The organism is Dyadobacter crusticola DSM 16708 (assembly GCF_000701505.1).
GTDB classification, from domain to species: domain Bacteria; phylum Bacteroidota; class Bacteroidia; order Cytophagales; family Spirosomataceae; genus Dyadobacter; species Dyadobacter crusticola.
In genome coordinates, this window is record NZ_JNJB01000008.1 from 328,249 (window position 1) to 354,001 (window position 25,753).

A 25,753-nucleotide genomic window follows, 5' to 3' on the forward strand; every position below is an offset into this window, starting at 1 on the left:
GAGGTCTTTCCTGTGTATTAACTACTATATATTAACCTACCACATCATGATGTTTGAAATTTCCAAGAAAGGTGCATTCGCAACACTGTGCCTGCTTTTTTGTGCTACGTTGCTTTTTGCCGCTCCCCCGAAGAGAGAATTTTACGAGATTAAAATTTACCACGTAAAAGATGCCGATCAGGCGTCACGCATTGATAACTACCTGAAAGATGCCTACATACCGGCATTGCACCGTGCAGGGATAAAAAACATCGGTGTTTTTAAACCTGTGGCTTCCGACACAGCAGCCGGCAAGCTGATCTACGTACTTACACCATTAAAGTCACTTGACCAGCTGGTTGACCTTCCAAAGGTACTTGGCAAAGATGCTGCTTACATGGCAGCAGGAAAAGACTATATCGACGCTGAATACAAGAACCCGCCTTACATCCGGATCAGATCAACGGTGCTGAGAGCATTTGAAAACAGCCCGATGATGAAAAAACCTGATCTTACGTCACCAAAAAGTGAGCGCATTTACGAGCTGAGAAGCTACGAAGGCCATACCGAGAAGATCTACTGGAACAAGGTAAAGCAATTCAATGCAGGAAATGAGATCGGAATTTTCGCGCGTCTTGGCTTCAACGCAGTATTTTATGGAGAGGTAGTTGCAGGCGCGACGATGCCGAACCTGATGTACATGACAACATTCGCAGACAAAGCTTCCCGCGACGCCCATTGGAAATCATTCGGCGACGATGCGGAGTGGAAAACAGTAAGATCATTGCCTGAGTACCAGAACAATGTATCTAAAAACATAACATTGTTCCTGTTCCCGACTGAATATTCAGATATCTGATCTGTAATCAACAAGAAAGAGGGTGCAACCGGCATTTAGCCGCAGTTGCACCCTCTTTTATTTTTAATTAAATCACCTTTTTACCGCATTAATTACGGCGCGCACACTTCCATGTTCGGTCAGCAGTGACTCGGCCTCCTCAGGTGAAATATTCAGTTCTTCTATGATCATACGTACAGCGCGGTCGACGAGCTTCTCGTTAGTAAGCTGCATATCTACCATTTTATTGCCTTTTACTTTCCCCAAACGGATCATCACCGCTGTTGAAATCATATTTAATGCCAGTTTTTGTGCAGTACCAGACTTCATGCGCGTGCTGCCGGTGAGAAACTCGGGACCCACTACGATTTCCACAGGGAACTCCGCCGCTTCCGCAACCTTGGAGCCCGCATTGCAAACCACGCAGCCAGTCAGTAAACCTGCCTGCCGGGCTGCATTCAATCCACCTATCACATAAGGCGTGCGGCCGGATGCAGCAATTCCGATCAAAGTATCATTTTCACCAGGTTTATAGACAGCAAGATCTTTCCAGGCTTGCTCGCTATCATCCTCCGCATTCTCAACTGCGCGGCGGATTGCAGTGTCGCCTCCCGCAATAATTCCAACAACCAGATCAAAAGGAACGCCAAATGTCGGCGGGCACTCAGATGCATCTACTACTCCCAACCTTCCGCTCGTACCGGCTCCGATATAGAATAACCGGCCCCCACCCCGCATCCTCGAAACGATCTGCTCTACCAGCGCTTCTATCTGCGGGATAGCTTTGTTAACAGCGAATGGTACTGTCTGATCCTCTGTGTTAATGGAAGTCAGCAGCTCATTGACACTCATTTTTTCGAGGTCATGATAATGGGATGAAGATTCGGTAGTTAGCATTTTGCTTGTGTTCGTTAGAATTCAAAATTAAAAGTTTTCCCGTAACAAAGCTTTTCCTCCAAGAAATTTGGTATTTATTAAAGAATATGAACAAAAAACTGACCTATTGTTTGGAAAATAAAAAGATACCCTTCTAATTTGTGTCAGCAAGCACAATTCAGCGAAATTTCGCTAAGCTTCTATTTTCCGCTATGAAAAAGATCAGCGTCATTCTAAGTCTACGAGTTGTCACGCTTTTTGCGTGAGTGAGGAAAGACTATATAGTTCGGCACCTCACTCACAACAGAGTGAGGTGTTTTATTTAATACACCATTCACCATGTCTGAACTGAACAAATTTTCAAAAACCTTAACCCAGGAAGTTACAAACCCTGCCGCACAGGCCATGCTTTACGGTATTGGTTTGAAAGAAGAAGATTTCGCGAAACCACAAATCGGGATTGCTAGTACCGGCTACGAGGGAAATCCATGCAACATGCACTTGAACGGGCTTTCCGTGTACGTCAAGCAGGGTGTAACAGCCAACGACATGGTTGGTTTGATATTTAATACCATTGGTGTTTCTGATGGTATGACCAATGGAAACGATGGTATGCGCTACTCGCTGCCAAGTCGCGACATTATCGCAGATTCGATTGAGACCGTAGTTTCAGCACAATGGTACGACGGCGTAATTGCTGTCGTGGGCTGTGACAAGAATATGCCCGGTGCAGTAATGGCGATGGCGCGCCTGGACCGCCCGGCGATCATGGTTTATGGCGGTACAATCCGTTCCGGCCACTATAAAGGACAAAAACTGGACATTGTTTCTGCGTTTGAAGCTTTGGGTAAAAAGTTTGCAAACAATATTTCTGATGAAGACTTTAAAGGAGTAATCCAGAATTCAATTCCCGGACAAGGTGCCTGCGGCGGTATGTACACCGCTAACACAATGGCTGCTTCCATCGAAGCAATGGGGATGAGCCTCCCGTTCAGCAGCTCTTATCCTGCCACGCACGAAGGCAAGCAGGAGGAATGCAAGAAGATCGGTTCGGCGATGAAAAAGCTGCTTGAACTGAACATTACTCCTAAGGAAATCATCACTAAAAAGTCGCTTGAAAACGCGTTAACAGTAGTAATGGCGCTCGGCGGCTCTACCAATGCAGCACTGCACTTCCTAGCAATCGCACGTTCAGCGGGACTTTGGCTGACCTTAAATGACATTCAGGAAATTTCCGACAGAACGCCATTCATTGCCGACCTGAAACCGAGCGGCAAATACTATATGGAGGATATTCTGGCAATTGGCGGAGTACCTGCTATCACCAAGTATCTATATTCCAAAGGACTAATCCACGGAGACTGCATTACAGTAACCGGGAAAACCGTAGCAGAGAACCTGGCAGAAGCGCCGGATCTTGATTTTGAAGCTCAAAAAATGGTGTTCCCAATCGAACAAGCAATAAAGCCCACGGGACACATCCAAATCATGTATGGTAACCTTGCACCAACAGGCGCAGTGGCGAAGATCACAGGCAAGGAAGGCTTAACTTTCGACGGAGAAGCAAAAGTATGTGAGCATGAATCGGAAATTATTACCATGCTGGCAAACCACGAGATAAAGCCGGGACACGTAGTAGTAATCCGCAATGCGGGACCAAAAGGCGGACCGGGTATGTCGGAAATGCTTAAACCGACCTCTGCTGTAATGGGTGCTGGTCTGGGTGATAAAATCGCATTGATCACTGACGGCCGTTTTTCAGGCGGTACGCACGGGTTTGTGGTTGGTCACATTACACCGGAAGCATTCGACGGCGGGCCTATCGCATTGGTAAAAGACGGAGACCGGATTACAATTGACGCAAATACGCGTGAATTGACCCTGCATATTTCCGACGAAGAAATGGCGGCCCGCAAAGCAGAGTGGGTACAGCCCGCACCGAAGTTTACCAAAGGAATGCTGGGAAGATATATCAGAACCGTAAAATCAGCCAGTGAAGGTTGTGTTACCGACGAGGCGTAGAATTCAGGAATATGAATTCGGGAAATTTCAAATTAGACAGAACCGCATTTCATGCTGGAACGCATGCTAAGGCAGAAAAATACTATTCAGATGTACAGCCGAAGACCGGTAAAGAAAGGCTCGAAGCCGCCAATTACCTGAACAGTATTGCTTTTCAGTACGATTTGGAAAATCCTCCCAAAATGGACAAAACAGCTTTTTCGATGAGAAAACACGCATTGTGATGGCTAATATCTTCAACGATGACCTTCAGGATTCTTTAAAATGTCTCAATGAAAGCAACGTAGAATATATTTTGGTTGGAGGCTATTTTCAATTGACATAATAACAAAATTGAAAGGACTCGAGTTTGATATTGCAAATGAAAATGCATCAGATTATCTGGTAGAAGATCTTAAAATACGATTGATAAACTACCACGATTTAATCAAAGCAAAAAAGGCAGCGGGAAGACCGAGAGATATGAATGATATTGAAAATCTTGAAAATTCGTCAGACAAATAAATAGAGGAGTCATGGAATTTAATGAAAATCAAACTGAGATAGCCCAGGTTACTGAAACGGTAGCGGCTGTTGCCAAACCGGAGCTGGTCAACGGATCTCACGCGGTCATCAGGTCATTGATTGAAGAGGGTGTTGAAACTATTTTTGGCTACCCCGGCGGCGCAATTATGCCCGTCTACGACGCGATTTACGACTATCAAGATCAAATTGACCACATTCTTGTACGTCACGAGCAAGGCGCGGCGCATGCTGCGGAAGGTTATGCACGTGTGAGTGGTAAGGTTGGAGTTTGCCTTGTTACCTCCGGCCCCGGCGCAACGAACCTGGTAACCGGCATTGCTGACGCGATTATTGACTCCACGCCGCTGGTTTGTGTAGTGGGACAGGTAGCTGCGCATTTACTTGGTACTGACGCTTTTCAGGAAACGGATGTTATCGGTATTACGATTCCAATTACAAAATGGAATTACCAGATTACCCGGGCTGACGAAATCCCGGAAATCATGGCCAAAGCATTTTACATCGCCAAATCCGGCCGTCCCGGACCAGTTCTGATCGACATCACAAAAAACGCTCAAAACGAGCTGATGTCGAAAGAATTTTCTTATAAAAAATGTGAGAACCTGATCAGCTACCGTCCGCGCCTTGCGCCAAAAACGGAGCAGGTAGAAGCAGCAGCGAAGCTGATCAACGAAGCAAAAAAGCCTTTTCTCTTCGTTGGCCACGGTGTACGGATTTCACATGCAGAAGATGAGCTGATCAAATTCATTGAAAAAACGGATATTCCTGCTGCATCAACCCTGCTGGGCCTCTCGTCTGTGTCGGTTGATCACCCTAACTATGTGGGCTGGCTTGGAATGCATGGTAACTATGGCACGAATGTGCTGACAAACCAATGCGATTTGATTATTGCTGTCGGCATGCGTTTCGACGACAGGGTAACCGGTGATGTAAGCCGCTATGCAAAACAGGCGAAAGTTGTTCATATTGAGATAGATCCGGCGGAAATTGACAAAATTATCAAGGCTGATGCGCCCGTAGTAGGGGACGCGAAACTAGCACTTGAAATGCTGCTTCCATTGGTGAAGGAGAATGATCACAAAGGCTGGATCGCTGAGTTTAAGAAGTTTGACGCGATTGAGAATGAAAAAATCACGCAACCTGAGCTCGCTCCTACTACCGAAAAAATCAAAATGGCGGAAGTAATCCGCACACTTTCAAATAAGACAAAGGGAGAGGCAGTCGTTTTGGCGGATGTGGGCCAGCATCAAATGATGACCGCCAGATATTACCAGTTTAAAAAGCCGAATTCATTTATCACTTCCGGCGGTTTGGGTACAATGGGTTACGCATTGCCTGCCGCATTCGGAGCGAAAGTAGGAGCGCCTGATCGTGAAGTGGTTGCTTTTATTGGCGACGGGTGTTTTCAGATGACGATCCAGGAGCTGGGTACCATTGCACAGAGCGGACTTCCAGTAAAGATTATCATTCTGAATAACAATTTCCTAGGGATGGTGCGCCAGTGGCAACAGCTTTTCCATCAGAAAAGATACTCGTTCGTAGAACTGCAAAATCCTGATTTCATCACGATTGCAAAAGGCTTTGGAATAAACGGACATACCTGCAGCAGCCGCGATAACCTGAACGATTCATTGGATACGCTGCTCGCTTCTGACAAACCTTATCTGTTGGAGGTTATTGTTGAAAATGAGGAAAATGTATTCCCTATGGTGCCTACCGGTGCCTGTGTGTCAGATATCAGATTAGAATAAACAGGAAAATATCGCAACTATGACAACATACACCATTTGCGTTTTTACGGAAAACACGATTGGTATTCTTAATAAGATTACCACCATTCTGACGCGCAGGCGGATTAATATCGACAGTTTGACAGTCTCAGAAACGGAGCGTAAGGGTATCTCCCGTTTTACTATCGTCATTCGGCATGAGTCGAGAGAAGCTGTCGAAAAACTCGTGCGCCAGATTCGGAAAGTAGTGGAAGTACTCGCTGTTTTCGGATATTTGAACGATGATATCGCGTACAATGAGATCGCATTGTTCAAAGTATCGACCCCGATTGGTGCGAAACCAATTGACATTGAAACCATTAACAAAGTTTACAAAGCGTGGGTTGTTTATTGGCACCTCACCTATGTGATCATCCAGAAGACCGGTACAGAGGAGGAAATATTCGAGTTTTTCGACTATATCAAACCACACGAGATTCTTGAATTTGTAAGATCCGGCAGAGTAGCAGTAAGCAAATCCCCCCAGACGCTCGTGGATTATCTCCCGGAAGCCGAATGGGAGTATTATCAGTAATCAGCTCTATTAATTGTCCTTTTTAATCGTAATAAATCAAATTAACCAATAATCAATGGCAAAATTAAATTTTGGCGGGGTCGAAGAAGAAGTAGTAACCCGTGAAGAATTCCCTCTTGAAAAAGCGCGTGAAGTACTTTCTAATGAAACTATAGCTGTAATCGGTTACGGTGTACAAGGTCCGGGCCAAAGCTTGAATATGCGTGACAATGGTTTCAATGTAATCGTTGGTCAACGCCAGGGTGGCAAATCATGGGACAAAGCTGTTGCCGACGGCTGGGTACCTGGTGAAACACTTTTCGATATCGAAGAAGCGCTTTCAAAAGGAACTATCATTTGCTACCTGCTTTCTGACGCCGCTCAGATTGAACTTTGGCCAACTGTTAAAAAGCATCTGACTGCCGGAAAATCGCTGTATTTCTCACACGGTTTTGGTGTTACTTACAAAGACCAGACTGGCATTATTCCTCCTTCTGACGTGGATGTGTACCTTGTTGCTCCAAAAGGATCGGGTACTTCACTTCGCCGCCTGTTTGTAGAAGGTAAAGGTTTGAACTCTTCTTTCGCTGTTTTCCAGGATGCAACCGGCAAAGCGCGTGAGAAATGTATCGCAATGGGAATCGGTGTTGGTTCAGGATATTTGTTCGAAACTGATTTTTACCGTGAAGTAACATCTGACTTGACTGGCGAGCGTGGTACTTTGATGGGTGCTATTCAGGGAATCTTCGCTGCTCAGTATGAAGTATTGCGTTCGAACGGACACACTCCATCAGAAGCATTTAACGAAACAGTTGAAGAATTGACACAATCGTTGATGCCATTGGTTGCTGAAAACGGAATGGACTGGATGTATGCCAACTGCTCAACAACCGCACAACGCGGTGCGCTTGACTGGTGGAAACCTTTCCGTGACGCTACCAAGCCTGTTTTCGAGCAACTTTACAATTCGGTAAAAAGCGGCGAGCAAGCAAATATTTCCATTACCCGCAACTCGCAACCAGATTACCGCGTGAAACTGGAAGAAGAATTGGCTGAGCTTCGCGAATCCGAAATGTGGAAAGCCGGCACAACTGTTCGCAGCCTGCGCCCAGAAAACAACTAATCAAATCTTTCATGCCGTCGGCTGAAGTCGACGGCAATAGAAAATTATAATCAGTTGCCGTCGGCTTTTAGCCGACGGTGCTGAAAAAACAAGAGCTTTGCTATTGCAAGGCTTTTTTCTTTACAGGCAATGGAAACTGCACATTCACTCCCAACTTTAGACAATATTTTCCTGGCTGCCGAAAGGTTGCGCGGGGTTATTAATCACACACCGATCTTGTACAATGCGCATTTGTCGGAACAGTATAATGCAAACATTTACCTTAAAAGAGAAGACCTGCAAACGGTAAGGTCCTACAAAATCCGAGGCGCGTATAACAAAATGGCAAGCTTGTCAGCAGCTGAGTTAGCGAATGGAATTGTATGCGCCAGCGCTGGTAACCACGCCCAGGGAGTGGCGTACGCCTGTCGGAAAATGGAAGTGAAAGGCGCGATTTTCATGCCAACTACCACGCCCGCCCAGAAGATCAAGCAGGTAAGGCTTTTTGGAAAAGAATGGATCGAAATTCATTTGGTAGGAGATACTTACGACGATGCCTACTATGCCTCAAAAGAATACCAGACTACCAACAATGCAGTTTTCGTACACCCATTTGACGATTTGCAGGTGATTGAAGGTCAGGGAACCGTGGGTCTGGAAATCTTCAAAGACGCTGATTTCAAAATTGACTACTTGTTAATGGCCATCGGCGGCGGCGGCTTGGCTTCGGGCATTTCGACAGTTTTTAAACAACTATCTCCTAAAACGCAACTGATCGGCGTAGAGCCGGAAGGTTCACCGACCATGAAAAGGTCCATTGAAGAAGGTCAGGTGGTGACGCTGGAACAAATAGACAAGTTTGTCGACGGCGCGGCAGTACGGCGTGCAGGTGATCTTACTTTTCAGATTTGCCGTGAAAGTCTGGATAAAATCCTGCTCATTCCTGAGGGGAAAGTTTGCTCCTCCATTTTGCAGCTTTATAATGAAGAAGCGATTGTAGCGGAGCCCGCAGGTGCATTGACAGTAGCCGCACTCGATCTGATCAGGGACGAGATAAAGGGTAAGAACGTAGTTTTATTGATCAGTGGCGGCAACAATGATATCACGCGCACAGAAGAAATCAAGGAAAGATCGCTTTTGTTTGAAGGCTTGAAACATTACTTCATTATCCGCTTTCCACAACGTTCCGGTGCGTTCCGCGAATTTTTGAATGTTCTGGGACCGAATGACGACATTGCCCGTTTTGAATACGTAAAGAAAACAAATCGCGAGCAAGGCCCTGCATTGGTAGGGATTGAGTTGAAAAACCGCGAAGACTTTGCGCCGCTCATCGAGCGAATGGATGCCAACCGGGTAGTTTACGAATACCTTAACGATCAACCGGATTTGTTTCAGTTTATGGTTTGAGGATTTAAGTTGTTTGATGTCAGCTCGCAAGTATTTAATATTGTGTTACACATACAGATAGAAAAATGGTCCAGAGCAAACAGGAAGTTTATCAGGTTATCAAAAATCACCAATCATCTATTCAAAGTTTTGGAGCTGAGCGATTAGGTATTTTTGGATCCTTTGTTCGTGGGGAACAAAACGAGGGTAGCGACATAGATATATTGGTAGAGTTTAAGGAGGGAAAGAAAACTTTCAGAAACTATCTGAATCTTGCTGACTATCTAGAAATATTGCTTAATCGAAAAGTCGATTTATTGACCTGGGAGTCGCTTGCCTCGTTTGTTCAGCGAAATGTGAAAGAAGAAATAGAATATGTCACCTTCGCTGATTGAGTTCTTACAACATATCGAATCCGAACTCCGCTATATCGACAAGAAAACGGCGGTTCTGAGCTTTGACGAATTCCTGGATGATGAAACCCTGACAAAAGCAATTGTTCGAAGCTTTGAAATAGCGGGTGAAGCTTGCAAACGTGTTCCAGATGAAATTCGGACTAAGTATCCACTATTCGATTGGCGGGGATTTGCAGGTTTAAGAGACAGAATGATTCACCATTACTGGGGAATTGATTACTATATCATTTGATGATGCAATCAAAATGGAATTGCCATTCAATCTTATATGGATATCACTCATAATCGAACGCGAGAAGTAATTTCTGTACAGTATGCTGCGCGTTCCTTCCGATATCAGCTCCTCCGAATTTGAATCCCTGAAAATTCAGGATATGACTTTTGTTGCATACCGCAATGAGGTATATCCCTCCAAGTACGACGTCTTTTTTGAAGAGCATGCGGTGATTGTGGTTTTGGAAGGCGAGAAAAAATTTACAAGTCCAAGCCAGGAAGTACATGTTGAAAAAGGCGATATTCTGTTTGTCCAGCGGGGTTTTTACCTGATGTCTGAGTCTATTAATGAAGCTTACAAAAGCCTTGTTTTCTTTTTTGATGAAAAATTATTGAAAGAATTCGTCGGGTTACATTCGGAGCTCTTCGATAGTCAGGAGCAAAAAACAGTTTTTGAAAATCCCATTCTGCTGCTGAAATCAGATGAGAATTTTGAAAAATTCATTCAGTCTGTTTTTCCATATTTCCGCTCCCGAACTGAGTTAAAAAATCATTTTTTGAGATTAAAATTTCAGGAACTGCTGCTGCATTTGCTGGAACTGGATCATTCCCGGCAATTGCGGGCGATATTGTATAGTCTTTACAAAGGTGAAAAGGTCGACTTAGCCTTTCTGATGAACAGCTACTATCTTAAACCGCTCACATTAGACGAGCTCGCGAAACTTTCCGGCCGCAGCTTATCTGCCTTCAAACGCGACTTTCAGGATGAATTTCACACTTCTCCCGCGCTTTGGCTTAAAAATAAGCGCCTCGACTATGCAGATTTCCTCCTCCGGAACAGCACCAAAAATGTCTCTGAAATCAGTACTGAGATCGGCTACGAAAGCGTTTCTCATTTCATAAAAACGTATAAGGAAAAGTACGGTTTTACTCCGAAGAAGCAGGGTTGATTTGGTTAATCGCCTTAAATATCATAGCTTCAATCCACATCGAGATCGCTATGGATACAGCTCAGGTTTTAGACAAGCTTCATCAGTCAAAAGGATACTTTTTTAAAAAGTACCCTTTAAAATCTATGGCTTTGTTTGGCTCCTATGCCAGGAATGAGGCTAATGAGAAAAGTGATGTAGATATCCTTGTAGAATTTTCAGCGCCAGTCGGGTTCGAGTTCATCGACCTGGCAATTGAGTTAGAGAATGTTTTGCATCAGAAAGTAGATCTTGTGAGTAAAAAAGGCGTGAAAGCTCCCCTACTCCCGATTATTGAGAAAACCCTGATTTATGTCTGAGAGAATCCCATCAATTCTTTTCTCGGACATGCTTGATTCCGTCGATACGGTTTAAGAATACACTGCGGAATGGATTATCACGCATTTCTCAATGATCGTAAGACAAGAGATGCTGTTATTCGGAACATTCAGGTTTTAGGATAAGCCGCAAACCGCATTACGAAAGAAGTTCGAGAACTCTATCCCGAAATCGAGTGGATGCGAATTATAAGATCCCGACACATTCTTGTTCATGATTATGCAGGAATTGCTTTTGAGATTGTCTGGCGCATCATTGAACAACATCTTCCCCATTGCGCGAAGCATTGGTAAAGATAGTAGAAGACAAGTCCTGAGATGCTCAAATAAAGATTCTCGCTCAAACAACACCTTCAAACCAAAATCACTATTTTTTGAACCTTTACCGTTATCATTGTTCGCTTGAATATGTGGTAATTTGTAATATCAATTCTCCCTTAAAGAAGTGGCTGCGACCGTAGTTTCTTCTTTAATGCCAGTGTTGAATAGGCGAAATTTCAATCTATCAAAATGAGTAACCAAGCAACTACCTTGTTTGACAAAGTGTGGGATGCACACGTTGTCCGCAAAATCGAAGATGGGCCGGATGTATTTTTCATCGACCGTCACTTTATCCACGAAGTAACCAGCCCGGTTGCATTTCTTGGACTTGAAACCCGAAACATCGGTGTAATGTATCCCGAACGCACTTTCGCGACAGCAGATCACAACACTCCCACGATCAACCAACATCTTCCGGTTGCAGATCCGCTTTCTGCAAACCAATTGAAAGCGCTTGAAACTAACTCCGCGAAATACGGAATTTCTCACTGGGGACTGGGCAATGCAAGAAACGGTATTGTACACGTAGTAGGTCCCGAAAATGGGATTACACTTCCTGGAATGACAATCGTCTGTGGCGATTCACATACATCAACGCACGGCGCATTTGGTGCCATTGCTTTTGGGATCGGTACTTCCGAAGTAGAAATGGTACTTTCTTCTCAATGCATTATGCAGCCTAAGCCAAAGAAAATGCGTGTAAACGTAAATGGGACTTTAGGCAAGGGGGTTACCCCGAAAGATGTTACCCTTTTCATCATTTCAAAATTGACAACTGCTGGCGCAACAGGCTATTTTGTTGAGTACGCAGGCGATGTTTTTGAAAATATGAGCATGGAAGGTCGTATGACCGTTTGTAACATGAGCATCGAAATGGGCGCGCGCGGCGGTATGATCGCTCCTGACCAGACAACTTTTGACTACATCGAGGGTCGCGAGCAAGCGCCAAAGGGCGAGAAATGGGACAAAGCGCTCGCTTACTGGAAAACGCTTAAAACAGATGCAGACGCTGTTTTTGATAAAGAATATACTTTCAGTTCATCGGAAATTGAGCCGATGATCACTTACGGAACCAACCCTGGAATGGGGCAAGGTATTTCCAAAACAATCCCGACTGCTGATCAGGTCGAAGGCGGCAAAGCTACTTTTGATAAATCACTGAATTACATGGGCTTCCAAGAAAATGAGTCGATGATTGGCAAGAAGATTGATTACGTTTTCATCGGCAGCTGTACCAATGGCCGCATTGAAGATTTTCGTGCATTTGCTTCAATCGTTAAAGGGCGTAAAAAAGCTGACAATGTTACTGCCTGGATTGTACCAGGTTCACATATCGTTGAATCTCAGATCAAAGAGGAAGGTATTCTGGATATCCTGACCGACGCCGGCTTTGAACTCCGCCAGCCTGGCTGCTCGGCTTGTCTCGCGATGAACGACGACAAGATACCTGCTGGAAAATATGCAGTAAGTACTTCCAACAGAAACTTCGAAGGCCGCCAGGGACCGGGAGCCCGTACCTTACTCGCCAGCCCGCTTGTGGCTGCTGCAGCGGCAGTGATGGGGGTTGTTACAGATCCTCGGGAGTTGATGCAATAGACTTCGGCTGTCGGCTATCGGCAGTCAGCCAGTTCAACACACACTTAAAATGAGAGATTTCAGAAAGTATTCTGTCTGGGAGCAAAGCCATCAACTTGTTCTTGAACTTTACAGGCTGACCAAAGAATTTCCAAGCGATGAGAAATTCGGGTTAGTATCGCAAATACGACGTGCGGTAGTGTCAGTGCCAACTAACATCTGCGAGGGCTGTGGTAAACCGAGTCAAAAGGATTTTGCCAGATTTCTAAGCATTTCGTTTGGCTCTTGCCAGGAAGTGGAATATCTGACACTACTTGCTAAAGATCTGGGATTTATTGAAGCTGATGTTCATCAATTCCTTGCAGCGGATATTATTTCAATAAAAAAGCAATTGTATCATTTAATTAAAAAACTTAATGCTCAGGTTTAAGGGAAAGGCACAAGGCGAAGTAAAAGCCGAAAGCCGATCGCTGAAAGCTGACAGCCTAATTAACATGGCCTACGATAAATTCACTGTACTTAGAAGTTCAGCCGTTCCATTACCCATTGAGAACGTCGATACCGACCAGATTATCCCCGCTCGCTTTCTGAAGGCGACGAAAAGAGAAGGATTTGGAGATAACCTTTTCCGCGACTGGCGGTACAATGGCGACGATACGCCGAAAGAAGATTTCATACTTAACAACCCGATCTACTCCGGAAAAATCCTGGTTGGCGGACGTAACTTCGGAAGCGGATCAAGCCGGGAACATGCAGCCTGGGCAATCTACGATTACGGGTTCCGTTGCGTAGTATCCAGCTTCTTCGCCGACATTTTTAAAGGTAACTCACTGAACATCGGCATTTTGCCTGTACAGGTAAGTGAAGAATTTTTAAACAAAATCTTCCTTGCAATTGAAGCAGATCCAAAAGCTGAGCTGGAAGTTAATCTTCCTGAACAGACGATCACGATCGTTGCGACCGGCGAGAAAGAATCCTTTGACATTAACGGCTACAAAAAACATAACCTCATGAATGGCTTTGATGACATCGATTATTTGCAGGCTATGAAAGAGGAAATCAGAGGTTTTGAGCTCGAAAGAATGTATTAACAGGTTTCGGCCTTCGGCTCTCGGCTATCATACTTTGATTGGCCGACAGCCGACGGCTGACAGCCGATAACCAAATATGAACAGTCGCTACATAGAAATAATGGATACGACACTGCGCGATGGTGAGCAAACCAGCGGAGTGTCGTTTTCTGCGTCAGAAAAGCTGACCATTGCCCAAGTGTTACTCCAGGAAGTGAAGGTAGACCGCATTGAAATTGCCTCGGCACGTGTGTCTGAAGGAGAATTTCAGGCTGTCAAACAGATTACAAACTGGGCAAAGGCGAATGGTTTTCTTGACAAAATAGAAGTACTCACTTTTGTCGATGGCGACGCTTCTATCAACTGGATGCTGGAAGCCGGCGCGAAGGTGATGAACCTCCTCACAAAAGGTTCGCTCAACCATTTAACCCACCAGCTCAAAAAATCACCCGCAGCCCATTTTGAAGATATCCGTGCTGTTATTGAGCTTGCCGATTCAAAAGGCATTGAGTGTAATGTGTACCTCGAAGACTGGAGTAATGGAATGCGGAGTTCTCCTGATTATGTTTTCCAATCTCTGGATTTCCTGTCCACACAGCCTGTCAGACGGATTCTGTTGCCCGACACGCTGGGCATACTTACGCCTGCAGAATCTTACAGCTTTGTAAAGCAGATCGTTGATCGCTACCCAAAGCAGCATTTTGAATTCCATGCACATAATGATTACGACCTGAGTGTAGCCAATGTCATGGAAGCATTGCGCGCAGGTGCTCACGGGTTGCATTTAACTGTGAACGGAATGGGGGAACGCACCGGCAATGCGCCCCTTGCAAGTACCATTGCTGTTTTGAATGATCTGATGCCGGAATACAAGACTTCGGTAAATGAAAGGTCCCTTTATACAGTTAGCAAAATCGTTGAGACTTTTTCTGGAATCCGCATACCTTCTAACAAGCCGATTGTTGGTGAAAGTGTATTTACTCAAACTGCGGGAATCCACGCTGACGGAGATAAGAAGAACAACTTATATTTCAGCAAGTTAATGCCCGAAAGGTTTGGCCGCCAGCGGTTGTATGCTTTGGGAAAAACTTCTGGTAAAGCGAATATCGAAAACAATTTACGCGACCTGGGAATCACGCTTTCTGATGCGGATCTTAAAAAAGTTACCCAGCGGATCATCGAGCTCGGCGACAGGAAAGAGGCAGTAACACCGGAGGATCTGCCTTATATTATCTCAGATATCCTCGACAGCAATGCAATTGAGGAGAAAGTCGTGATTGTGAATTACGTTCTGACGCATTCCAAAAACCTGAAACCTTCGGCTACGCTGCAAATCAAGTTTGGTGAAGAAGTATTTGAGGAAAATGCGCAGGGTGACGGGCAGTACGACGCATTTATGAATGCATTGAAGAAGATCTACTGCCAGAAAGGGATCAGTTTACCCATGCTGACTGACTATACTGTACGCATTCCGCCGGGAGGAAAAACCGATGCACTTTGCGAAACGATCATTACTTGGGAGATCAATGGAAAAGAAGTGAAAACCCGCGGATTGGACTCTGACCAGACATTCTCAGCAATTATGGCCACTCAAAAAATGCTGAATTTGCTTGGCGTGCCAGAGAATGCAAAATTGGCGCCCGAGTTGCCGCTGGCTTCTATTTAGCAGGGTCTGCACTTAGCTACTTATTTATTATCAATTAAATACTTGAATGAAAAAAAATATCCTTATTGTACCCGGTGATGGAATCGGGCAGGAAGTTACTGAAGTCGGAAAAAGTGTCCTGGTGAAGATAGCGGAGAAGTTTGGGCATGAATTCATTTACGACGAAGCATTAATGGGCCACGCGGCGATCGAAGCGACTGGTAACCCGCTTCCTGACGAGACACTTTCCAAAATGCGCGCTTCGGATGCAATCCTCTTTGGCGCAGTGGGTCACCCAAAATATGACAACGATCCAACTGCCAAAGTACGCCCGGAACAAGGTCTGCTGAAAATGCGTAAAGAGCTGGGTTTATACGCCAATTTACGACCGATCAAATTGTTTGATGAGCTGCTAGGCGCTTCTTCCATCAAACCTGAAATTTTGAAAGGATCGGATATCCTCTTTTTCCGCGAGCTGACAGGAGACATTTATTTCGGTGAAAAAGGTCGCAAGAATGACAATAACACTGCCTACGATATCGCAGAGTACAGCCGCTATGAAGTGGAAAGAATCGCACGTAAGGCATTTGAAGCTGCCCGCACGAGAAGAAAGAAGCTTTGCTCGGTAGACAAGGCAAATGTACTGGAAACCAGCCGACTGTGGAGAGAAGTAGTTCAGGCGCTTGCTCCCGAGTATCCCGATATCGAAGTCGAGCACCAGTTTGTAGATTCTGCCGCAATGATGCTTATCAAAGATCCACGCCGGTTTGACGTGGTGGTAACTGCCAATTTGTTTGGCGATATACTTACCGACGAAGCAAGTCAGATTGCCGGTTCAATGGGTATGCTGGCATCGGCTTCGGTTGGAGACAGCACCGGAGTTTACGAGCCGATCCACGGTTCCGCGCATGATATTACCGGCAAGGGAATCGCAAATCCGCTTGCATCGGTATTGTCAGCTGCATTGCTCCTGGATATCTCATTTGGATTGAAAGAAGAGTCTGATTCTATCATATCGGCTGTGGACCAATTGCTTAAAGATGGATTTAGAACAAAAGATATAGCTGATTCTACTACTTCTGCGGATAAAATCCTGAACACTCAGGCTGCGGGAGCTGAACTTTTGAAAAGATTATAAACTAACCTAAGTTTTGCCAAAGAATATTTGTTGCAATCAAAACTTCTGCTTTCTTTGCAATATAAACCAGTTGTCAGCGAATTTTCGCCAGGTATTAATGAGCGCACTTCTAAGAAATTCAATTCTTCTCATTCAGATAGTTCCGTGACACGGGAAAAGGTTATGTTGTGATTTCATTTCGAACCCTTTCCTGCTTAGGAAGGGGTTTTATATTGTCCAAAAATTATTAAATTCGTATCCATTAAATTTTTAATTCCCACCAATGAGTAATCGAGTTCAGATCTTCGACACAACTTTGAGAGACGGCGAGCAGGTACCCGGCAGCCAATTGACCACGGAAGAAAAGATTGTTGTGGCGAGTCAACTCGAAAAGCTGGGAGTGGATATCATTGAAGCTGGGTTCCCGGTTTCGAGCCCGGGCGACTTTCGTTCTGTGGTAGAAATTTCGAAAGTAGTTCGCGAACCTATTATTTGTGCATTGTCGCGGGCAGTGCAAGGTGACATTGACGCGGCAGCCAACGCATTGCAATACGCGAAACGCGGACGCATTCACACCGGAATCGGATCTTCCGACATTCACATCCAGCACAAATTCAATACTACCCGCGAAAAAATTCTGGAAAGAGCAGTTGCAGCTACGAAATACGCTAAGTCCAAAGTTGAAGACGTAGAGTTTTACTGTGAAGACGCGGGTCGCGCCGATCTGGTATTTCTTTCGCAGCTTGTAGAAGCGGTAATTGGTGCCGGCGCAACGGTGGTGAACATTCCTGATACCACAGGGTATTGCCTTCCTGAACAATATGGCGGCAAGATCAAATACATCTTTGAACACGTATCCAATATTCATAAAGCTACCATCTCGATTCATTGCCACAATGACCTCGGACTGGCTACCGCCAATTCCCTTGCGGGAATCACGGAAGGCGCCCGCCAGGTAGAAGTTACAATCAACGGAATAGGCGAACGCGCCGGCAACACTTCGCTCGAAGAAGTGGTAATGGCAATGCGCGTGCACCAGGATGAGCTTGGGCTGGAAACCGGCATTAACACGCAGTTTATTTATCCGACAAGTCAGCTGGTTTCTAAAATGATGCGCATGCCCGTGCAGGCTAACAAGGCGATTGTCGGCCGTAATGCATTTGCGCATTCATCGGGAATTCACCAGGATGGCTTCCTGAAAAACAATTTGACTTACGAAATCATGAGCCCGCAGGATGTGGGTTTAGACAAGTCAGATATTGTATTAACAGCCAGAAGCGGGCGGCACGCATTGAAGTACCGTTTTGAGCTATTGGGTTTCAGTTTTGAAAAACCAAGTCTGGACGAACTATATACACGTTTTCTGGAAGTAGCTGACCTCAAAAAAGAGGTAAATGACGCTGACCTGGTTGATTTAGCAAAAACTGCTATTCCGGCCTGATTAGAATATGCTTAGAAATGCTTAACTCCTTGAATCTGAATTTGATGTTTTAAAGAAAATTTTGTAATGTTACATATTCAATAACATCCATCAGATTGCAAAAAGCCCTCGGTGATTCTGACTAAGGGCTTTTTTCTTGTTTATAGGATAATCGTGCGGTTGTTATGAATGAAAACGCGGTCGTTAAAAACAAGCTTTAAAGCCTTTGACAAAACCGCCTTTTCTGTATCTCTCCCCAAAGTTGCCATATCGGCAGCCGTTTGCCGGTGATCAACTGATTTCACGTCTTGCGCAATAATCGGGCCCTCGTCCAGATCACTATTCACAAAATGGGCAGTCGCTCCGATTATCTTTACACCACGTTCGTAAGCTTGCTTGTACGGGTTAGCCCCCACAAAAGCGGGTAAGAACGAATGATGGATATTGATAATCTTATTAGGGTAGTGATCCACAAATGCGGGCGTAATAATGCGCATGTACTTGGCGAGAACAAGGTACTCGGGCCGGTATACATCCAAAGTCCTTAATATAGCCTCTTCGTGCTCTTCCCTCGACTTATCCTCATGTGATATAAAGTGAAATGGAATGCCAAATTTCCCAACCAATGGCTGTAACTTGTTGTAGTTGCTTACAACTGCCAAGATATTTGCATCCAGCTCATCAAATGCGTAACGGATCAGCAGCTCGCCAAGGCAGTGATGTTCCTTGGTCACCAGAATAACGATATCTTTCTTTTTCTTGGGATTAATCCTGAGGTTCAAACCGGCGGGCAATTCGCTTTGAAGTATTTTCAGCAACTCGTTTGCATCCGTTTCCCCCTCGAATTCTGTCCGCATGAAAAAGTACCTCGACGGGCTCACATATTCGTCATTTCGGATAATGTTCTGATTATGTGTAAAAAGAATGCGTGTTACCTGGTAAATCAGTCCCTTGTGATCAGGACCGTCCATCAAAAGAATGTGTTTTTGAATCATTTTGGCTTTGTTTCCTTGCTAATCCGGTAACCAATATCTGAAAATTTCTGTTAGCTAATTTCCATAATCCAATATTCAATGGCAGAAGAACTGATTATACCAGCAGACACCGACCGCGCCGGTACTTACGAAGCGCTCATTCCGCAAATTAGCGCGTTGATAGAAGATGAAAGTGACCTCGTTGCCAACCTCGCAAACATAGCAGGCGCATTAAAGCAAACTTTCGGATTTTTTTGGGTTGGATTTTACATTGTGAAGGAGGGACAGCTTGTACTTGGTCCTTACCAGGGACCAATTGCCTGTACCCGGATACCTTTTCACAAAGGCGTTTGCGGCGCCAGCTATTCAAGAAAGGAAACGATTATTGTTCCCGACGTTGAACAATTTCCAGGACATATTGCTTGCAGTTCCGCTTCCAAATCTGAGATTGTACTGCCTGTGATGCATAGAAACGGCACCGTTGCAATGGTTTTGGATGTAGATAGCGACGAGCTGGACGATTTTAGCGAAGCAGATGCAAACGGACTTGGCAAGATCTTGCAGTTGCTCGAAAAAAAATTATAAAAAAAGGCTTTCCGGTTCAGGAAAGCCTAACAATAGCATCGTTCCCAGCTTAATTCAGGGAGAACATCGGTAGTCGCAAAGCAACAACATTATTAAACATCAGCTTCGTGATTTTCGGATCCATAAAATCAATAAGCGGAAACTCGGAGACCAGTGACATCACCTCAAACTCACTGTCCGCCCTTACGACGCACCATAGTCTGGAGTAATCATCTGACAAAGCGTACGACATCATCCGTCCCAGTTCCATAAGCTCATTGATCTTCTTCTTCTGAGCTGGTATTTTTGCCGTGAAATCCTCCGAAAGCACCGCCGGAAGTTGTATTTCAACCATATATTGGCTCATAGGTGATAAAGTTAGGTTTACAACAAATACCTTTTTTCTTGTGTGTGATCTCCTTATAAAATGATATGCACCGGTTATTAGTTCCTCAGAATAACATACGAATATTCTTGAAAACCTGCATCGGAATTTCCAACCTTCTAAACGTAATCTGTGTCGTACTATATACGGATTGCGGTTTTCAGTATTTCAAACCCAGCCAAAGCGAAGCAGTATTCGACTACCTTTGGGTAAGGGTGCTGATTTTAAACCATAAACCGAACGAAGCACCCCAAACCTTCGGATGACATTTAACGAACAGGAACTGGTGAGAGGCTGTAAACAGCGCAACCGCACCGCCCAGAAGCAGCTATATGATGTTTTTGGGGGAAAGCTGTTCGCTATTTGCCTTCGGTATACCAAGAACAGGGCTGATGCAGAGGATGTTCTGCAGGATGCTTTTATTAAAATATATGAGAATATAGATTCTTTCAGGGCAGATAGTCCATTGGAATACTGGTTGCGCTCCGTAGTGGTAAATACGGCGCTGAACCACCTGAGGCAGCAGAAGTACCTGAAAGATCTTGATGACATTGATTACCATCTTAATGGTATAGCAGACAAAGAGTTTACCCTCGGTAATTTTCAGATGCAGCAACTATTAGAGCTGATCAGGGAATTACCGCCAGGTTGCCAGGCAATCTTTAATCTCTATGCTATCGAAGGTTATCAGCACAACGAAATAGCTCAAAAACTGGGCATTTCAGAAGGAACGTCGAAATCGCAATATGCGAGGGCAAGAACGCTCCTTCAACAAAAGTTGAACAAGGAAACAAGATTTGATGATGGATCCGTCCGGAATAAACAATTTTGAAGAACAGTGGCGAAAGGCGCTGAGCGATGCTTCTGAAACTCCCCCGAAATCGATCTGGGAGAACATAGAAGCGCGGCTTGACGAGGAGAATGAGAAAGGAATGGTTCTTCCTCTTTGGTGGCAGTCGAAAAAGCTGTGGCTTGTTGCCGCATCTGTCGCGGCTTTGCTGGTCGTGGGTGCAGGACTGTGGTATTCAGATTTTAAGAATGCAGGCAGTGAAAATGGTCTTGCAGTTACAGAATCCGCCAAAACTTCTGACAGCAATTCAGCAGTTCCTGGTACATTAAATGCAGAAACTGGAGGTATGGAGGCAGTTGCAGATGCTGAGAACAAAAAGACTTCTTCTGATCAGCAAACAAACATTTCTCCCGAAGATGCCGCTATTGCAAGCTCTAAAAACCCTGGCAATGCCGCGGGTAATTATTCAGCTTCGAAATATGGTGGCGAAAATGCGTTAGCACGTGCAAAAAGGCCCAATGTACCTCGTTCCGGTCAGGATAATTTCTCCAAACAACCATTAACCTCGGAGCAGAAATATGCTGTGACTAATGCGGAGCAGACTGCTACGCAACCCGAGACCCCGCTGTTGGCACAAAATAATATATACCAAAGTGCGGTTACACCGGAAATGCTTGCAGGTCGCACCTATAATGAGCTGGATGTTCATTTTCAGCAGAGGTATGTTTTCTTCAAACCTGATGTGATGGCAGAGGAAGAAGTTCAGCCCCAAAAGCACAAAGAGTATTGGGCTGGGATTGGCCTGATGCCAGCTTCTTTCAATCCCAATGTGCAGGTAAAGCAAACACCGCAAGCCTTTTCTTACCAGGCCCTTTCGAACATGAAAGCGGTATCAGGTACCAGTGAAGCAGGCGTTTCCTATGCTTTGCAGACACAAGGCGGAATGCGGCTTTCAAAACACTGGTCTGTAGAACTTGGACTTAGTTACCTGCAGGGAAATTCTTCGTATGAAGGTGGAGGGTACCTGTTAAATGCCTATAACCAGTCGGCCAACGTGCTGGAAAATGCATTGGCCGACGCTTCCCCGAGGCCTTCTTTTTCCGCAGAGAAAAACTTTAACAACGGAGCGGCATATATTGATGTAGCCAAAAGAGTTAGCAACAATTACCAGTACCTGCAAATGCCTGTGCAGGCCGGTTTCACGCTCAACCCTGACAAGAAACTGAGCTACTCACTGCTCGGTGGTATGATGGCGAATTTCTTCCTGAGCAACGAGCTTGAAGCTGCTTCGGGTGAGATCATTACGACCAAAGTCAGTGACGAGATTTATAAAAGTATGAACTGGGCTGCTACAACAGGTTTAAGGTTCAACTACCGTCTTTCCAGCCAATGGAAAGCCAGCCTGACAGGCTCTTACCAGAAGTCTGTTTCATCGAGTTTCAGATCTAACCAGACTTTGGATGCACGCCCTTATCTGTACGGGATATCCTGGGGAGTCAGGTATTCATTTTAAAATTGTTTGAAACCTCTTCCAACCTTCGTAAGGGTTTTTGAATCTGAAAAGTGTTGATGCATTGAAAGGGAAATCTTTCTTATTGAAGCTGTTCCTTAGATTACTTTAACATTTATTAGCCATGAAAATCTTAACGCGGTCAATTTTCGCATCCCTACTGGCGGCTTCGGCTCTGGTAGGATGCACCAGTGATGAGGAGCCTGCTCCCTCAAATCAAATCAACCCTGTGATAATCCCTGCTGAAGTAGCAGATGGATCAAGCAGGTTTGCCTTTCAGTTTTTACACAATCTCCAAAAAAGCCAGCCTCAGGATAATTTCTTCGTTTCACCGCTGAGCTTGCACATGGCATTGGGAATGCTGCTGAATGGCGCAGAAAGTGAAACAGCACAGGAAATAAAGAAAACGCTTGAAATGCAGGGTGTGTCAATGGCCGACCTGAATAAGGCTTATCAAACCCTGATCAATGATTTGCCTGTTGCCGACTCGAGGGTTACGCTTAGGCTGGCTAACTCGATCTGGTATAAAGCAGGCTTTAATGTTGCACCAGACTTCCAGAGTGTACTTCGAGATTCCTTTCATGCGGAGATAACAGGCTTGCCATTTAACGACGCTGCCAAAGCGAAGATCAATCAATGGGCAAGTGATAAGACAAATGGGAAAATCAAAAAAGTGATCGACCAAATACAGGCTGATCACGTGATGTTTCTCTTAAATGCACTGTATTTCAAAGGCGACTGGAAAGCGAGCTTTGACCCGAAAGAAACAGTTGATGCTCCCTTCACATTGGAAGACGGATCTGTGAAAACGGTGAAAATGATGAATGTCAAAGGCGCTTTTACTACTGCCGGAGATGCGACTTACAGTGCAGTGAAGCTTCCATACGGAAACGGTCAATTTAGCATGACAATCTTGATTCCAAAAGGAAGCGCGACGATTGATGAGGTATTGTCAGGATTGGATTCGGAAAGATGGAAAACAATTGCTTCCAGCACAAATGATAACAATATAAAGCTCGGCTTACCCAGATTTAAGCTCGAATATTCAACATTACTTTCAGGCACTATAAAGCAAATGGGGATCCAAAAGGCATTTACAGACGGTGCCGAATTTGGAAAAATAAGTCAGGATACAAAGTTAAAAGTGGATTTTGTAAAACAGGATACTTACCTGGGAATCGACGAAAAAGGAACAGAAGCAGCTGCTGTTACATCGATAGGAGTGGTAGCTACCTCCGTCGGTCCGCAAGAGCCGAAATTCATCTGCGACAGACCTTTCGGGCTTATCATAAGCGAAAATACATCGAATACAATCTTGTTTATGGGTAGGATCAAAAATCCTGACAGCAAATAACATAAGTGAACCTTTCATTATCAGACATTTAGAGTATCAAAGATAAAAAATGCCGGCCATGTCGGCATTTTCGGGGTGCGTTATCGTCCGAGAGCCTTGCTTTCGGACGATTTTGTTTTGCGTTACAACCAATTGTGAAATAGAATTGTCATATAACTACTTCTATTTGTCATATCTCCATTTAACTCAACCCTTATGAAACCTAACCTTCTACAATTGCTTCTGCTGGTATTCGCAACGGCCTTTTGGTCCTGCAATGACCAATGTAAAGAGACGCGGGTTGTCCGCAAGTTCAGCAATGTAACGCATTCCCTGATGGAGTTGCGCACCAAGGTTGAAGCACAAGCGCCCAGGTACCTCGAAAACCCGGGGAAGATGTACGTAAAAGGCAAGTACTTGTTTGTCAACGAGATCAAAAAAGGCATTCATATCATTGACAATGGAGACCAATCAAATCCCAGGTTCATTTCATTTATTAATATCCCCGGCAATGGAGATATCGCGGTTCGGGACAATGTGCTTTATGCCGACAGCTTTTCAGATCTGATAGCGCTGGATATTTCCAATCCCGAGAATGCAACTGAGATAAACCGGGTTAAAAACGTCTTTAAACAAGGACTTTTCGACGGCGGCAGCTGGACCTTGAATGAGTCCGTAGGTGCGATCAATGATCAGAATGTGGAATTCGTAACAGAAACGGTTACGGTAGATTGTGAAAGCGATATCACGCCGAATTCATGGTTGGATGGCATTTGGATGGTAGCCGACCGGGCATTTTTCAGCTCAGCTGCATCTTCGGCTTCACCGCAGTCTGCGGGCGGCTCGAACGGACAGGCCGGATCAATGTCGCGCTTTGCACTTCATCAGCAATTTCTATACACTGTCAGCCAAAACCAGCTGCATTTGTTTAACATCGCTTCTCCTTCAAAACCCATTGATTTCACAACGATAACCCTCGGCTGGGGCATCGAAACTATTTTTCCCTACCAAAACAAGCTTTTCATCGGATCTGCAACCGGCATGTTCATTTACGACAACAGCAATCCTTCCGAGCCAAAACAGCTTTCCGTCTTCCAGCATGGACGGGCTTGCGATCCGGTGGTTGTTCATGAAAATATCGCTTACGTAACCTTGCGCACCGGTACTGCCTGCGCAGGAACCCAAAATCAGCTCGACCTTGTGGATGTAAGTAGCCCCACTTCGCCACAGCTGATCAAAAGCTACCAGATGGAGAACCCGCACGGATTGAGCATTGACTTCCCAACATTGTACCTCTGCGAAGGTGAGCATGGGTTAAAGCTGTTCAATGTCACTGACAAATTTGATGTTGATAAAAATCAGATTGCGCACTTTAAAGATATGGATGCATACGATGTAATTTCCTTGGGTAAAACCCTGCTCTTGATCGGCAAAGATGGTTTTTACCAATATGATGCGTCCAATCCGCGTGACCTGAAATTGTTAAGTAAGATCCCGGTCGGTAAAGCCATTTAATCATGAGAAACTTACTGATCCTGATATTACTTGTCACCACGAATGCGGTGATGGCGCAAGAGCCATTTACAAGAAGCTACATCAACCATACCGAAGCAGGCGGATTATTTGGTAGAGTGCGGTCTCCCGCTATTTACAATTATATGCAGGAGACTGCCGCCAATAGGCTCAACCTCACGGTTCAAACTTTCAATGGAATACAGATTAATAGAAAAACGGCTGCTGGCATTACACTAGGCATTGACTGGTACAAAGCTGCATTTATCAATCCTATTGCCGCAGGTATTCGCTATGACGTTACGAGAAAAAAGAATGTGAATATTTTAGCTCAACTGGATGCCGGCTATGGATTTGCGTGGTTTCACGACGACCCGGTCGGTTATAAAACCAAAGGTGGCGTGATGCTCAATCCGGCTGTTGGGATCAGGTGCGGGAAAGCCGGAAATGCTGCTTTTACATTTACGATTTCATACAAACGCCAGGAGGCAGAAGTGGATAAACCTCCACTTTGGAACCAGACGGAGCGTCACGAGAGCCGCATATATAACCGGCTGGGGCTTAGAATGGGTATTAGCTTTTGAACAAAAT

The 25,753-nt window shown here is 44.9% G+C and carries 26 protein-coding genes; 23 read left to right on the forward strand and 3 right to left on the reverse strand.

What is annotated here, in order from left to right:
* Positions 1-46 precede the first annotated feature (46 nt).
* Positions 47-838 carry an NIPSNAP family protein gene (locus Q369_RS0114095; protein WP_031528444.1) on the forward strand — a complete coding sequence of 264 codons (792 nt, stop codon included), beginning with the start codon at positions 47-49 and terminating at the stop codon, positions 836-838.
* Positions 839-910: 72 nt separating this feature from the next.
* Here Q369_RS0114095 and murQ read toward each other — a convergent pair whose 3' ends face one another.
* On the reverse strand, positions 911-1,714 hold the full coding sequence (gene murQ / locus Q369_RS0114100) for an N-acetylmuramic acid 6-phosphate etherase (protein WP_031528445.1): 804 nt from the start codon (positions 1,712-1,714) through the stop codon (positions 911-913).
* Between the two features lie 318 nt (positions 1,715-2,032).
* Between murQ and ilvD the strand changes: the two genes are divergently transcribed.
* The 16 genes from ilvD to Q369_RS0114190 all read left to right on the forward strand — a co-directional run bounded on the left by ilvD (position 2,033) and on the right by Q369_RS0114190 (position 18,115).
* Positions 2,033-3,715, forward strand: a complete 1,683-nt coding sequence (ilvD, locus tag Q369_RS0114105) for a dihydroxy-acid dehydratase (protein WP_031528446.1) — start codon at positions 2,033-2,035, stop codon at positions 3,713-3,715.
* 515 nt (positions 3,716-4,230) lie between these two features.
* Entirely contained in the window at positions 4,231-5,991 is a 1,761-nt protein-coding gene (gene ilvB / locus Q369_RS0114125; RefSeq protein WP_031528448.1) for a biosynthetic-type acetolactate synthase large subunit, read from the forward strand.
* Between the two features lie 19 nt (positions 5,992-6,010).
* Positions 6,011-6,544, forward strand: coding sequence for an acetolactate synthase small subunit (ilvN, locus tag Q369_RS0114130; RefSeq protein ID WP_031528449.1), 534 nt, complete (start codon positions 6,011-6,013; stop codon positions 6,542-6,544).
* Between the two features lie 55 nt (positions 6,545-6,599).
* Positions 6,600-7,646 (forward strand): ketol-acid reductoisomerase, encoded by a 1,047-nt coding sequence (gene ilvC, locus Q369_RS0114135; RefSeq protein WP_031528450.1) that lies wholly within the window; start codon positions 6,600-6,602, stop codon positions 7,644-7,646.
* Between the two features lie 129 nt (positions 7,647-7,775).
* The gene (gene ilvA / locus Q369_RS0114140; RefSeq protein ID WP_031528451.1) at positions 7,776-9,032 is read left to right on the forward strand and encodes a threonine ammonia-lyase; all 1,257 of its coding nucleotides are present in this window, start codon (positions 7,776-7,778) and stop codon (positions 9,030-9,032) included.
* Positions 9,033-9,097: 65 nt separating this feature from the next.
* Complete coding sequence (locus Q369_RS0114145) at positions 9,098-9,406, forward strand: nucleotidyltransferase family protein (RefSeq protein WP_031528452.1); 309 nt, start codon at positions 9,098-9,100, stop codon at positions 9,404-9,406.
* On the forward strand, positions 9,387-9,659 hold the full coding sequence (locus Q369_RS0114150; protein ID WP_031528453.1) for a HepT-like ribonuclease domain-containing protein: 273 nt from the start codon (positions 9,387-9,389) through the stop codon (positions 9,657-9,659). Before Q369_RS0114145 ends, Q369_RS0114150 begins: the two co-directional genes overlap by 20 nt.
* An 82-nt stretch (positions 9,660-9,741) precedes the next feature.
* The gene (locus tag Q369_RS0114155) at positions 9,742-10,590 is read left to right on the forward strand and encodes an AraC family transcriptional regulator (RefSeq protein ID WP_031528454.1); all 849 of its coding nucleotides are present in this window, start codon (positions 9,742-9,744) and stop codon (positions 10,588-10,590) included.
* 50 nt (positions 10,591-10,640) lie between these two features.
* On the forward strand, positions 10,641-10,928 hold the full coding sequence (locus tag Q369_RS0114160) for a nucleotidyltransferase family protein (RefSeq protein ID WP_031528455.1): 288 nt from the start codon (positions 10,641-10,643) through the stop codon (positions 10,926-10,928).
* 156 nt (positions 10,929-11,084) lie between these two features.
* Entirely contained in the window at positions 11,085-11,240 is a 156-nt protein-coding gene (locus Q369_RS29875; protein WP_374754355.1) for a HepT-like ribonuclease domain-containing protein, read from the forward strand.
* Positions 11,241-11,456: 216 nt separating this feature from the next.
* The gene (leuC, locus tag Q369_RS0114165) at positions 11,457-12,863 is read left to right on the forward strand and encodes a 3-isopropylmalate dehydratase large subunit (protein WP_031528456.1); all 1,407 of its coding nucleotides are present in this window, start codon (positions 11,457-11,459) and stop codon (positions 12,861-12,863) included.
* Between the two features lie 49 nt (positions 12,864-12,912).
* Positions 12,913-13,272, forward strand: coding sequence for a four helix bundle protein (locus Q369_RS0114170; protein ID WP_031528457.1), 360 nt, complete (start codon positions 12,913-12,915; stop codon positions 13,270-13,272).
* A 64-nt stretch (positions 13,273-13,336) separates the two neighbouring features.
* The gene (gene leuD, locus Q369_RS0114175; protein WP_031528458.1) at positions 13,337-13,933 is read left to right on the forward strand and encodes a 3-isopropylmalate dehydratase small subunit; all 597 of its coding nucleotides are present in this window, start codon (positions 13,337-13,339) and stop codon (positions 13,931-13,933) included.
* Between the two features lie 76 nt (positions 13,934-14,009).
* The gene (locus Q369_RS0114180) at positions 14,010-15,578 is read left to right on the forward strand and encodes a hydroxymethylglutaryl-CoA lyase-like TIM-barrel protein (RefSeq protein ID WP_035333438.1); all 1,569 of its coding nucleotides are present in this window, start codon (positions 14,010-14,012) and stop codon (positions 15,576-15,578) included.
* Positions 15,579-15,624: 46 nt separating this feature from the next.
* Positions 15,625-16,695, forward strand: coding sequence for a 3-isopropylmalate dehydrogenase (leuB, locus tag Q369_RS0114185; protein ID WP_031528460.1), 1,071 nt, complete (start codon positions 15,625-15,627; stop codon positions 16,693-16,695).
* A gap of 262 nt (positions 16,696-16,957) precedes the next feature.
* Complete coding sequence (locus Q369_RS0114190) at positions 16,958-18,115, forward strand: 2-isopropylmalate synthase (protein WP_084165747.1); 1,158 nt, start codon at positions 16,958-16,960, stop codon at positions 18,113-18,115.
* 140 nt (positions 18,116-18,255) lie between these two features.
* On the opposite strand, the gene purU is transcribed toward Q369_RS0114190, so the two are convergent.
* Complete coding sequence (gene purU / locus Q369_RS0114195; protein ID WP_084165748.1) at positions 18,256-19,089, reverse strand: formyltetrahydrofolate deformylase; 834 nt, start codon at positions 19,087-19,089, stop codon at positions 18,256-18,258.
* A 78-nt stretch (positions 19,090-19,167) separates the two neighbouring features.
* On the opposite strand from purU, the gene msrC reads away from it, so the two are divergent.
* Entirely contained in the window at positions 19,168-19,653 is a 486-nt protein-coding gene (msrC, locus tag Q369_RS0114200) for a free L-methionine (R)-S-oxide reductase MsrC (RefSeq protein ID WP_031528463.1), read from the forward strand.
* A gap of 49 nt (positions 19,654-19,702) precedes the next feature.
* On the opposite strand, the gene Q369_RS0114205 is transcribed toward msrC, so the two are convergent.
* On the reverse strand, positions 19,703-19,999 hold the full coding sequence (locus tag Q369_RS0114205; RefSeq protein WP_031528464.1) for a muconolactone Delta-isomerase family protein: 297 nt from the start codon (positions 19,997-19,999) through the stop codon (positions 19,703-19,705).
* A gap of 280 nt (positions 20,000-20,279) precedes the next feature.
* Here Q369_RS0114205 and Q369_RS0114215 point away from each other — a divergent pair, with 280 nt between their 5' ends.
* The 5 genes from Q369_RS0114215 (at position 20,280) to Q369_RS0114235 (ending at position 25,746) form a co-directional block, all read left to right on the forward strand.
* On the forward strand, positions 20,280-20,849 hold the full coding sequence (locus Q369_RS0114215; RefSeq protein WP_031528466.1) for an RNA polymerase sigma factor: 570 nt from the start codon (positions 20,280-20,282) through the stop codon (positions 20,847-20,849).
* Positions 20,818-22,320, forward strand: a complete 1,503-nt coding sequence (locus Q369_RS0114220; RefSeq protein ID WP_229206840.1) for an outer membrane beta-barrel protein — start codon at positions 20,818-20,820, stop codon at positions 22,318-22,320. Before Q369_RS0114215 ends, Q369_RS0114220 begins: the two co-directional genes overlap by 32 nt.
* Before the next feature lie 121 nt (positions 22,321-22,441).
* Entirely contained in the window at positions 22,442-23,671 is a 1,230-nt protein-coding gene (locus Q369_RS0114225; protein WP_031528468.1) for a serpin family protein, read from the forward strand.
* Positions 23,672-23,866: 195 nt separating this feature from the next.
* A complete protein-coding gene (locus tag Q369_RS0114230; RefSeq protein WP_031528469.1) occupies positions 23,867-25,165 on the forward strand; it encodes an LVIVD repeat-containing protein in 1,299 nt (432 codons plus the stop codon).
* A gap of 2 nt (positions 25,166-25,167) precedes the next feature.
* Positions 25,168-25,746, forward strand: coding sequence for a hypothetical protein (locus tag Q369_RS0114235; RefSeq protein ID WP_031528470.1), 579 nt, complete (start codon positions 25,168-25,170; stop codon positions 25,744-25,746).
* Positions 25,747-25,753: the final 7 nt, after the last annotated feature.